The organism is Peptoniphilus indolicus ATCC 29427 (genome assembly GCF_000227315.1).
GTDB lineage: Bacteria > Bacillota > Clostridia > Tissierellales > Peptoniphilaceae > Peptoniphilus > Peptoniphilus indolicus.
On record NZ_JH165061.1, the window covers coordinates 392,869 to 402,047 of the forward strand.

The following is a 9,179-nucleotide window of genomic DNA, read 5'->3' on the forward strand; positions in this document are numbered from 1 at the left end:
ATAAAAATAAATCTAAGATAAGAGAATTGGAAAATAAATTGGAAATTATGATTAAAAAAAATAATGAAATAGATTCAAAATTAAAGATTGTAACTAATACAGTAAATAAGTTTTTTATTTTAAAAGTGATTGACTCAATATCAAACCTTTTATTGATAGAAGATAGAACTATTTTGTCAGAATATATAAGTTATTTAAATGAATATTTAAATTATGCTTTAGATGATTCTCCTAAAACTATATATAAAACCATAAAAGCCATAGAAAGCTATTTTGAAATAAGAAAAATAGAGTATGGAGAAAGACTAAATTATAGAATAGAGGTTAATGAAGAAGTTCAAAATTTTATAATGCCGTATAGAATATTAATTCCATACATGTATAAATTAAGTGTAATTGGACTTTCTTTAGGAAATAAGAATTATAATATTTCGTTAGATATAAATAAAGATGGAGAGGATATTAAAATCGTTATAAAGGACAATAGGAGCATAAATGATGACAAAAATGTTGTTGTAAATGGTGAAAGAAAAGACATATCGATATTAGATGAGCATTTAAAATATTTAAATGAAAAAATGATTATTGAGTTTGGCAAACAGTACTCTACTAATTATAGTGAATCATCCAATGGAACTACTGTGTGTATAAAATTTCCAATTCAGAAATTACAGGATAAATTATGAAAAATATATTATTGATTAGTAATCAAAATTTATTAAAGAAAACAATATGTAAAATAGTCAATTCTGAATTTAGTTCGATAAAGGTATTTAATGAATCTCAGAATTACATAGATGCATTAGAGATATGCAAATATAAAAAAATAGATGTAGTTTTTTCAGATTTGCTGACAACAAATGAAGAAATTATTAATTTTAAAAAAATAATTAAAGAAATAAATAACACAATACTGTACATAATAGTCTTCAAATTTGAATTAGAGCAATTTGATGTAATGAAGATAGGATTAAATAATATTATACTTAGACCAATAAGTGTAAAAGATATAAAAGAAAAGTTGATAAATACAACTACTGAAATGTATAAAGAAAAATACGGAGCAAAAATTAATAAAATAAACAGTTTAATATGTAAGGGAGATTTTTTAAATTCGTATGCAGTTATAAAAAAAGAATTAATAGATGTATATAATACGGGAACAATAATGCAAATGAAAGATAAAACATTTGTGCTAGGACAAAATATTATTACATCAAGTAATACATATAGTCAAAAGCGCATAAAAGAACTGTTATATGCAGACTCATTAATGGACATTTCTAAAGAAGGTGCTTTAGTTTGGATTTTTGAAATTTTAGATTATTATTTTAATGCTAAATCGGTAGATAAGTATCCAATACTGGAAAATGTTTTTGTTTATATATCAGAAAATTTGGAAAAGAATATTTCTTTAAAAGATGTGGTTGATATATGTGCAATTTCTCAAGGTTACCTGAGCAGGTTATTTAAATTTGAATACAATCTTACAGTTTTAGAATATATTCATTTAAAAAAAATAAATTTAGCTAAAAGAATTTTTATTGAAGAGGATATTAGTGCAACAGAAGTGGCTTTTAGACTAGGATACAATGAAAGGGGATATTTTAGTAAAGTGTTTAAAAAGTACGAAGGGAGCACAATAGAGGAATTTAAATTTAAGTTGAGGGGATAATATGACAGAATATTTGTTAACTTCTGAATCTGTTACAGAAGGACATCCGGATAAAGTGTGTGATCAAATTTCAGATGCTATATTAGATGAGTATTTAAAAAAAGATTCGGATTCAAGAGTTGCCGTTGAAACGATGATCTCAAATAATTTATTAGTAATAGCAGGAGAAGTAACATCAAAATCTAAAGTAAATATAGAGGAAATAGCGAAACAAGTTTTAAAAGAAATTGGTTATACAGATGATAACTCCGGATTCAATGTAGATAAGTGTACCATTATTACAAATATAGATGAGCAGTCTAAAGACATATCCCAAGGAGTAAATAAGGAAAGAATTTGTGCCGGAGATCAAGGATTAGTTTATGGTTACGCAGTAGATGAAAGTTCAAATTATATGCCTATGGGAATTGAATTAGCGCATAATCTTGTAAAAAGACTAGCTTTTGTTAGAAAAGAAAATATAGTTGAAGGATTGTATCCGGATGGTAAAAGCCAAGTAAATATAGAATATAGCGAAGATAAAAAAATTAAATCTGTAAAATCTATAGTTATTGCCGCTCAACATCATGACTACATAGATTTAAATAGACTAAAGAAAAAAATTGTTGATGAGGTTATATTAAAAGAGATTGACAAGAAATATATTACTGATGAAACAAAAATATATATAAATGCTACGGGAAATTTTTCTATAGGGGGGCCTAAAGCAGATGTAGGGTTAACAGGCAGAAAGATTATAGTTGATACCTATGGTGGAGCAGGAAAACATGGTGGAGGAGCCTTTTCAGGCAAAGATTATTCTAAAGCAGATAGATGTGCAGCATATATGGCAAGATATATTGCAAAAAATATAGTTGCATCAGGTTTAGCTAGAGAATGTGAAATACAATTAGCCTATGTTATAGGTAGAGAAGAAGCTCAGAGCATGAATATAAATACATTTGGAACTGAAAATATAGATTTAGAAAATTTATATTTGGGAGTAAGACAAATATTTGATACTAACATTAATTCAATTATAGAACATTTAGACTTAAAAAGAGCAATTTATAGAGATACAGCTTGTTATGGCCATTTTGGTAGAAATTTTAGTTGGGAGAGACTGGATAAAGTTGAGTTGTTAAAAAAATTAATTTAGGAGTAAAGGTATGGAAATATTATCAATAATAGTAGCATTTTGTGGCGGATTTGTAGGAGCCTCTATAGGAGCAATACCTGCATTTATAATGACAGGATTTTTTGCAATAATATCAGGCATATTGGGGTTGTCAGGGATAAGTGATAATACTTTAGGAATTATAGCTTTTGGACCTTTTTTTGGACCACATATAACTTTTGCAGCAGGAGCAGCTGCAGCAGCATTTGCAAAAAACAGAAGAAATAAATTAGAATCATCTCAGGAAATCTTAACCCCTTTATTTGGGAAAAACGATCCCACTATTTTATTGGTGGGAGGATTGTATGGAATATTAGGATATATAATATGGTATTTAATTAGTAATCAAACAGTTATGATAACTGATTTTCCAGCTGTTTCTGTAACGGGAGTACTTATAATAAATAGATATGTACTGGGGAATACAGGAATTACTGGGAAACCTTTAAATGGTCAGAAAAAAGTGTGGAAACCAACATCGATTGAAATCATACACCATGGTTTATTTGGTGCAGTATTAGGATTATTAGTAATAATAGGTGCAAAACAGCTGATTGGTGTAGGAATATCTGAAGAAAATATGAAAATTTATCCTGTACTTATATTCGGAATAAGTGCTTTTTCACTTATATTTTTGCAAGCTGGATGGAGCATACCTATAACACACCATATAGCATATCCTGCAGCAGCAGTTTATATTATGTCGGGAAGCATAGTTGTGGCAACAATTTTTTCAGCTTTAAATTCTATAGGGTGGGTTTTAGCGGCAAAAATATTTAATACTGATTGTGATACATATATAGATCCTCCAGCTATTGTTATAGCAACAAGTTTATTGATAGCTAATTTAATTTTTTAAGAGGAACAACCTATGAATAAAGAAAAATTAATAGATGAAATAGCCGATAGAGTAATGTTAGAATTAAAAAAATTTGAAAATTATAAAATACCGGTAGGAGTATCCAATAGGCATGTTCATATTTCAAGAGAAGATTTAGATATACTTTTTGGAAAAGACTATGAATTAACAGTAAAAAAAGAATTAAAACAGCCGGGACAATTTGCGGCGGAAGAGGCAGTAACTATAGTAGGACCAAAGGGACAATTTGAAAATGTTAGGATATTAGGACCTATTAGAAGAGAGAGTCAAGTTGAAATATCACTTACAGATGCTTTTAGATTGGGAGTATCAGCGCCAATAAAAGAGTCGGGAAGTTTAGAAAACACTCCGGGAATTGAAATAGTTGGGCCAAAAGGAAGTGTAAAATTAGAAAGAGGAACTATAGTAGCATTAAGACATATTCATTTGACACCATCTCAAGCTAAAAAGTTTAATGTAAAAGAAGGAGAGTTTGTAGATGTACAGTGTTTTGGTTGCAGAAAAGCTACAATAAGTAATGTCTTAATTAGAGTTTCAGAAAAATATTCTATAGAAATGCATTTAGATACAGATGAAGCAAATGCTATAGGAGTTAAGAATGGTGATTTCATAATATTAAGCAAGATTTTAAACGGGTGATATTTTGATTGAAAAAGAAGAAGTAGAAGAGTTGTGTAAATTAATAGAAATTAATAAAAAAAATAAATTTAAAGGGAAATTAAAAGTTGGAGTTGATTTAGGGACTTCTAATATAGTTTTAGTAGTATTAGATTCAAGAAATAAGCTTATAGCAGCTAAATCTTGTAAATCAAAAGTGGTAAAAGATGGTATAGTTGTTGACTATATACAAGCTGTACAAGTTGTTAGAAAATTAAAATTAGAGCTAGAAGAAGAATTAAATACAACGCTGGATGTTGCAAGTTGTGCAATACCGCCAGGAATACACAAAAGCAGTATAAGAATAATAGAGAATGTTGTTGAAAGTTCAGGATTTAAAGTTTCAGTTGTATTAGATGAGCCTACAGCTGCTGCTACAGTTTTAGAAATAAAAGAGGGAGCTATAGTAGATTTAGGTGGGGGAACTACAGGAATAAGTATTTTAAATGACAGTAAAATTATATTCACTGCTGATGAACCGACGGGAGGCTCACATATGACTTTAACTATAGCTGGATATTACAATATAGATTTTGATGAAGCAGAAAAAATAAAAATAGATATGAAGAGAGAAAGAGAAGTTTTTGTTATAATTAAACCTGTTTTAGAAAAAATGGCATATATAACTAAAAACTTTATTAAAGATTTTTCCGTCAATAAAATTTATTTAGTTGGAGGGGCTTCTAATTTTAACGGAATAGAAGAAATCTTTAATACTATTACAGGGATAAAAACTGAAAGAGCAAAAAACCCACATTTGATAACACCGTTGGGCATAGCAAAGAACTGTTAGTTTGGAGGCAATATGGATAAAATAATAGTGGAAGATTTAATTAGAAAAGTAATAGATGATATAAAAAATGAAGGAAAGAGTATAGAATATACTCAGAGCAGATTTGGAATATTTGAAGACATGAATAGTGCGATAGAAGCCAGTGCAGAAGCCCAAAAAAAGTTATATTCTCTATCTTTACAACAGAGAAATGAGATAGCTAATATTATAAGAGAAGTTGTACTAAAAACAGAAAACTTGGAGTTAATATCATATAAAGCCGTAGAAGAAACTGGGATTGGAAAATATGAAGATAAGATTATAAAAAATAAAGTTGCGGCTGAAAAAACACCCGGAAAAGAAGATTTGATTACAAGAGCAATTTCTGGAGAATATGGTTTAATGATAGAAGAATACTGTCCGTTTGGTGTTATTGGCTCAATAACACCAACCACTAATCCAACTGAAACAATAATAAATAATTCTATATCTATGATAGTTGGTGGTAATACAGTAGTATTTTCTCCACATCCAAGAGCTAAAGAAACTTCAAAATTATTAATAAAAATGATAAATGAAGCATTAGAAGAAAGGGGAGCACCAAAAAATTTAATAACAATGGTAGAAGAGCCATCAATAGAAAATACTAACATAATGATGAATCATCCGCAGATAAGATTGTTAGTAGCTACAGGAGGACCTGGAATAGTACAGTCAGTATTGTCATCAGGTAAAAAAGCAATAGGAGCAGGAGCCGGTAATCCTCCGGTTGTAGTAGATAGAACAGCAGATTTGGATAATGCTGCAAAAAGTATTGTTGCGGGAGCAAGTTTTGACAATAATGTTCCGTGTATAGCTGAAAAAGAAGTATTTGCGGATATGAATATTTGCGATTTGTTAATACATTATATGAAGAGATATGGAGCATATGAGTTGACATCTGCAGAGACAATTCAGCAATTAGATGAATTGGTTAGTCAAGAAAATGGCAAACCTAAAACGGAATTTGTTGGAAAGAGTGCTAAATATATTTTAAATAAATTAGGAGTAGATGTGCCTGATGAAATTAAACTAATAATAATGAGAGTTGGGAAGAATCATCATTTAGTTCAAGAAGAAATGATGATGCCTATATTACCTATAGTAGCTTGTGAAAATGTAGACTTAGCAATAAAATATGCACATGAAGCGGAACATGGTAATAGACATACGGCTATTATGCATTCTAAAAATGTAGATAATTTATCAAATATGGCAAAACTTTTAGAGTGTACAATTTTTGTTAAAAATGCACCATCTTACGCAGGAATAGGAGTAGGGGGAGAAGGAAGTACTACATTTACGATTGCGGGACCTACAGGGGAAGGAATAACTTCGGCAAAAAGTTTTTGTAGAATAAGAAGATGTACAATTAAAGATTCATTTAGTATTAGGTAAATATTATAAAAGTAGTGTCATAAAATTATCGACACTATTTTTTATGCAAAATATTTATTTAAATGGAACTATTTTGATTTTATAGAGTCTAATAGTATAAAAGGAGGGAGAAATGGGCGTAAATGAAGATTTTAAAAATTTAATGGAAAATAGAGAAGATAAACTTTATAAAATTGCATTTACTTATTTGAGAAATAGAGATGACTCTATGGATTGCGTTCAAGAGACGCTCTTAAAAGGACTAAAAAACTATCATACACTTCAAAATAAAAAATACTTTGACACTTGGATTATAAGGATTTTAATCAACACTTGTATCGACTATATAAATAAAAATAAAAGTACAGTTCAATTAAATGAAGAAATAACAAGAGAAGAGATAATAGAAAATTATGAAGATACAATAGACCTCATAAATGCAATAGGAGAATTGAAAAGTGAGCAAAGAGAATTAATATTTTTAAAGTATTTTAAAGGATACTCAAATTTTGAAATAGCTCGGGAAATGAATATAAAAGAGGGAACGGTGAAGAGCAGGGTACACAGAATTTTAAAGAAGCTTAAATTTTCAATGGAGTGATATGGAGTGAGGATAATATGGATTTAAAAAATTTAGATAATATAAAAATTCCAGAAGAATTGAATGGATTAAAAGAAAAATTGTATAGAGATGAAATGAATAGTAAGGCTAAGAAGTTCAGATATTCTTATATAGCGGCTACTTTGGCTTTTATATTTGTATTGGGAATGGCGTTTCCAAAATATACAAAAGATTTACCGCTGTATAACAATATATTTGAGTTATTTGGAGATGGAAACTATCAGAGTGCAAGTGAGCACATTGATGAAGAAGTAGTTTCAAATGGAGTTAGCATAAGACTTGTAGATGCTGTTTACTCAAACAATGAAGTTAGTTTGACCACTATTATAAAAATGAAAGAGCCAATTGGAGAAAATGTAGCTTTGAGTTCAGATTTAGCAATTAAAAATTTTAATATTCTTGGAATGACAGGTAATTCTGGAGTTAAATATATGGGAAATGGGATCTATATATCAGAAAGTAAGATGAATATAGATTTTAAAGAGCATAAATCAAAAAAATTTGCTGAAAAAGCTGACAAGATAAAAGTTAAGTATAAAATTGACGGGATATTTAACTATGAAACCAAGAAAGAGATAAAAGGAAATTGGAAATTTGATATAGAATTAGAAAATTTAAAGTCAGATGTGCATGTATTAAATAATAAACAAGAACAAAATGGAATCTATTTGAACATAGATAGGATTGAGATTGATGATGTGGGAACTAATTTTAAAATTTCTTGGTGGAATGATTTAAAATTAGATGCTATGATAAATCAAGTTGATGATATTTATTTAGTAGACACAAATGGGAATAGCTTTAAATTAGAACAAAAAGGTATTTGGGGAAATAAAGATATTGTAAATTCAGAAGCTAAATTTTCTAAAAAGATAGATACTGACCAAGACTATATTTTAAAATGCACAATGAGAAAATCAGATATAATAGGCTATAATGAACAGGGAAAAATTGAAAAGTATGAAATAAAAGACAGAAGAGTGTATGAAAAAATACCAAATGTAATAGAATTTGAAATCCCGGTAAATTTGAAAAAATAAAATTGACTAAAGAGGTGGTATTATAGAATGATTTTTACGCATTCTGCAACACCACCTTTGGTTTTTAAAGCTCTTCTATTATTTCATAATCACTTTTTGTTTCATCATTTTCATGCAAATATAGTGCTGCATAAGTTCCCTCCATGTAAGGAGTTAGAATTAAAAATCCAAGCCCAAATGTAAGAACAGATACAATAACCCATGGAATGAAAGAAAGATTTAATATAAAAATTTCAAATTTCTTTCCTGAAGTCATTTCTTTAGAGAGCATCATGGCCTCTTTAGCGGAATATTCAGGATGGTCAGATAGAATATATGGTACATAGTAGTATTGATATCCTTTAACTATTCCAGGAATTACAAGAAGTAATGACCACAAAAATATAATTATATCCACATATAACATCTTAAGAGCATATCCAACCCAATGATTATCTGTAAAAGTTGTAAACATATCTGCGACTCTGACTTCATCATATCTATAGCCGTTTAAAAAGAATCTTTTAAGTCCAATGCGCATAGGTTTTACAATAAATATTGAGCCTAAGATACCAACTACAAACAAAATCAAAAGTAGTGTACCAGTTACAGATATTGTGGCAAATTTTGCCAATTTATCAAAACTATTTTTAGGAGTTGTAGTTAATTTATTGATAAAAATATTATCTGATGTGTTTTTGTTGTAGATTGAATACTCATATTTTTCATTCATATCAACATGGAAATTTTTAAATTTTTCAATTTGAAGATTTTTTGGTGCATCAATTATTTGGTTTTGTTCAACCGAAGTGTTATTATCTTCATAACTTGAATTAGATGACCCACCATTTCCTGAAAATATTCCTTCCACCAGAGTAAGTATAAGACAAGCTATTACAGCTTTTAGGATATATTCTCTTAAAAATTGTTTTGATTTGTTTTTTAACTCAGGTCTAGTCCACATATTATCCTCCTTTATATT

Annotated in this window: 10 protein-coding genes; 9 read left to right on the top strand and 1 reads right to left on the bottom strand. The window is 28.9% G+C overall.

Annotated elements, in window-relative coordinates; all coding sequences use genetic code 11:
- The 9 genes from HMPREF9129_RS01780 to HMPREF9129_RS01820 form a co-directional block, all read left to right on the top strand.
- Positions 1 to 686: sensor histidine kinase (locus tag HMPREF9129_RS01780; protein ID WP_004819699.1), on the top strand; the 686-nt coding region annotated here is incomplete at its 5' end.
- Positions 683 to 1,675, top strand: coding sequence for a helix-turn-helix transcriptional regulator (locus HMPREF9129_RS01785; protein WP_004819700.1), 993 nt, complete (start codon positions 683 to 685; stop codon positions 1,673 to 1,675). The genes HMPREF9129_RS01780 and HMPREF9129_RS01785, both read left to right, overlap by 4 nt.
- 1 nt (position 1,676) lies before the next feature.
- Positions 1,677 to 2,813 carry a methionine adenosyltransferase gene (gene metK, locus HMPREF9129_RS01790; protein WP_004819701.1) on the top strand — a complete coding sequence of 379 codons (1,137 nt, stop codon included), beginning with the start codon at positions 1,677 to 1,679 and terminating at the stop codon, positions 2,811 to 2,813.
- A 10-nt stretch (positions 2,814 to 2,823) separates the two neighbouring features.
- Positions 2,824 to 3,690 (top strand): DUF7973 family transport facilitator, encoded by an 867-nt coding sequence (locus HMPREF9129_RS01795; RefSeq protein ID WP_004819702.1) that lies wholly within the window; start codon positions 2,824 to 2,826, stop codon positions 3,688 to 3,690.
- A 12-nt stretch (positions 3,691 to 3,702) separates the two neighbouring features.
- Positions 3,703 to 4,350, top strand: a complete 648-nt coding sequence (pduL, locus tag HMPREF9129_RS01800; RefSeq protein WP_004819703.1) for a phosphate propanoyltransferase — start codon at positions 3,703 to 3,705, stop codon at positions 4,348 to 4,350.
- A 4-nt stretch (positions 4,351 to 4,354) separates the two neighbouring features.
- On the top strand, positions 4,355 to 5,161 hold the full coding sequence (gene eutJ / locus HMPREF9129_RS01805; RefSeq protein ID WP_004819706.1) for an ethanolamine utilization protein EutJ: 807 nt from the start codon (positions 4,355 to 4,357) through the stop codon (positions 5,159 to 5,161).
- A gap of 12 nt (positions 5,162 to 5,173) precedes the next feature.
- The gene (locus tag HMPREF9129_RS01810) at positions 5,174 to 6,577 is read left to right on the top strand and encodes an aldehyde dehydrogenase family protein (RefSeq protein ID WP_004819707.1); all 1,404 of its coding nucleotides are present in this window, start codon (positions 5,174 to 5,176) and stop codon (positions 6,575 to 6,577) included.
- Between the two features lie 112 nt (positions 6,578 to 6,689).
- The gene (locus tag HMPREF9129_RS01815) at positions 6,690 to 7,157 is read left to right on the top strand and encodes a sigma-70 family RNA polymerase sigma factor (RefSeq protein ID WP_004819711.1); all 468 of its coding nucleotides are present in this window, start codon (positions 6,690 to 6,692) and stop codon (positions 7,155 to 7,157) included.
- Positions 7,158 to 7,174: 17 nt separating this feature from the next.
- A complete protein-coding gene (locus HMPREF9129_RS01820; protein ID WP_040552147.1) occupies positions 7,175 to 8,218 on the top strand; it encodes a DUF4179 domain-containing protein in 1,044 nt (347 codons plus the stop codon).
- Positions 8,219 to 8,282: 64 nt separating this feature from the next.
- Here HMPREF9129_RS01820 and HMPREF9129_RS11620 read toward each other — a convergent pair whose 3' ends face one another.
- Positions 8,283 to 9,161: a DUF975 family protein gene (locus HMPREF9129_RS11620; protein WP_050794607.1), complete on the bottom strand. Its 879-nt coding sequence runs from the start codon at positions 9,159 to 9,161 to the stop codon at positions 8,283 to 8,285.
- Between the last annotated feature and the right edge of the window lie 18 nt (positions 9,162 to 9,179).

Coding starts and splice junctions, on each gene's coding strand:
- HMPREF9129_RS01785 (WP_004819700.1), top strand. CDS start 683: ATGAAAAATATATTATTGATTAGTAATCAAAATTTATTAAAGAAAACA.
- metK (WP_004819701.1), top strand. CDS start 1,677: ATGACAGAATATTTGTTAACTTCTGAATCTGTTACAGAAGGACATCCG.
- HMPREF9129_RS01795 (WP_004819702.1), top strand. CDS start 2,824: ATGGAAATATTATCAATAATAGTAGCATTTTGTGGCGGATTTGTAGGA.
- pduL (WP_004819703.1), top strand. CDS start 3,703: ATGAATAAAGAAAAATTAATAGATGAAATAGCCGATAGAGTAATGTTA.
- HMPREF9129_RS01810 (WP_004819707.1), top strand. CDS start 5,174: ATGGATAAAATAATAGTGGAAGATTTAATTAGAAAAGTAATAGATGAT.
- HMPREF9129_RS01815 (WP_004819711.1), top strand. CDS start 6,690: ATGGGCGTAAATGAAGATTTTAAAAATTTAATGGAAAATAGAGAAGAT.
- HMPREF9129_RS01820 (WP_040552147.1), top strand. CDS start 7,175: ATGGATTTAAAAAATTTAGATAATATAAAAATTCCAGAAGAATTGAAT.
- HMPREF9129_RS11620 (WP_050794607.1), bottom strand. CDS start 9,161: ATGTGGACTAGACCTGAGTTAAAAAACAAATCAAAACAATTTTTAAGA.